The 1,616-nt window shown below is 63.2% G+C and carries 2 protein-coding genes; both read left to right on the top strand.

Annotated features, from left to right (window positions below; genetic code table 11):
• A partial coding sequence (locus EOC06_RS36945; protein ID WP_164898990.1) for a sugar ABC transporter substrate-binding protein occupies positions 1–818 on the top strand: 818 nt, incomplete at its 5' end.
• A 12-nt stretch (positions 819–830) separates the two neighbouring features.
• Positions 831–1,616 (top strand): ABC transporter permease (locus tag EOC06_RS36940; protein WP_164898989.1); only part of this gene is annotated, 786 nt, incomplete at its 3' end.

Raw genomic sequence — 1,616 nt, 5'->3', positions numbered from 1 at the left:
GTCACGCGGCACGCTACGGCTTCAGCCTTGAAGTGCGCGATCCCTCCGGCGACACCAATGCCGGCATCCGCGCCATGCAGGGCGCCATCGCCGAGAAGCCGGACCTGATCATCGTGCAGAACCCCGATGTCCAGACCTACGCACGCCTGTTGAAACAGGCGCAGGCGGCCGGCATCAAGGTGCTGCAAGTCAACATGCAGTCGGCCACCCAGACCGACAGTTATGTAGGCAACGACTGGATCGAAATGGGCCGTCTCGAAATGGGCGAACTGGCCAAACACTGCACCGGCCCCAATGCCGTCTCGCACAAGGTGGTCTGGCTCGCCGGTGTCCAGACGGGCGCCGCCAACATCTACATGCGCACCGGCATCGACGAGGTGCTGAAGGCCAATCCCGAGCTGCAGCTCGTCTCCGACCAGCCGGCCGATTACATGAGCGAAAAGGCCCGCCAGATCACCGAGACGGTCCTCCAGCAGCATCCGGACCTGTGCGGCATCATGGGCATCTGGGACAATGCCGAGGTCGGCGCAGGCGCCGCCGTCGCGGCCGCCGGCAAGCAGGACCAGGTGACGATCGTTACCAATGGCGCCGGCAGCGCCACGGGCTGCGAGAGCATCAAGAACGGGCTGCTCGACGTGATCTTCAACTTTAATGCCCCGATCCAGGCCGAGATCGCCGCACAGCAGATTTCCGAGCTGCTGCAGCAGTCCGGCCGGCAAGCGGGTAGCGAGAAGACCATCTTCTTCGGTCCGATCACCCGCGTCGACAAGGCCAATGCGACCGGCAGGAATTGCTGGAAGCTGGACGAGCTCAAGTAACGGACTTCCTTGATGAGCATGGCCGAAAGCCTTGTGCGCTGGCGCTACCGCCTGCTCCACGACCACGTGGTCGGGGAGATCCTGACCAAGAAGTGGATCGACAGCGTCATCCCCTTTACGGCGCTGGTCATTTTGTGCGCGATCTTCGGCTCGATCGTGCCGGGCTTCTTCGATCTGGCGACGCTGACCAATCTCAGCGGCCAGACCGCCGAGCTTGGCCTGGTGGTGCTCGGCATGACCATCGTCATGGTGTCGGGCGGCATCGATCTGTCGGTCGGGTCGACCTTCGCGCTCGCCGTGTTGGTCACGCTGTATGGCATGAATGTCGAGCAGTGGAGCTTTGGTACCGGCCTTCTGGCGTGCCTGGGCCTCGGCGTCGTCTGCGGCGCCATCAACGGCTTCCTGGTTGGCTTCCTGCGCATGCGGGCCTTTCTCACCACGCTGGTGACGCTCATCATCTACCGCTCGACCTTCGACATCGTCTTCCCGCAGGTCTCGACGCGGATCGTCACCAGCGGTTCGGATTCGCCGGCCTATGATTTCCTTGGTTTCGGCACGATCTGGGGCGTGCCGACATCCTTTGTGGTCTTCGTCGTCATCGCGCTGATCATCCATCTCGTGCTGTCGCGCGCCCGCTATGGCTGGCGGTTGTTCGCGGTCGGCGGCGCGCGCCGCTCTGCCTACAATGCCGGCATCAATGTGCGCTTCATCTTGTTCAGCGCCTATGTCTTATGCTCGGTGCTGGTGGCGCTCTCCGGCTTCTTCTTCTCGGCTCGCATCGGCAGCGCTGCTTCCGAC

This window comes from Mesorhizobium sp. M7A.F.Ca.MR.362.00.0.0 (genome assembly GCF_004023175.1).
GTDB lineage: Bacteria > Pseudomonadota > Alphaproteobacteria > Rhizobiales > Rhizobiaceae > Mesorhizobium.
The sequence above is the reverse complement of the archived record's forward strand: the minus strand, read 5'-3'. Positions and strand labels throughout refer to the sequence as shown.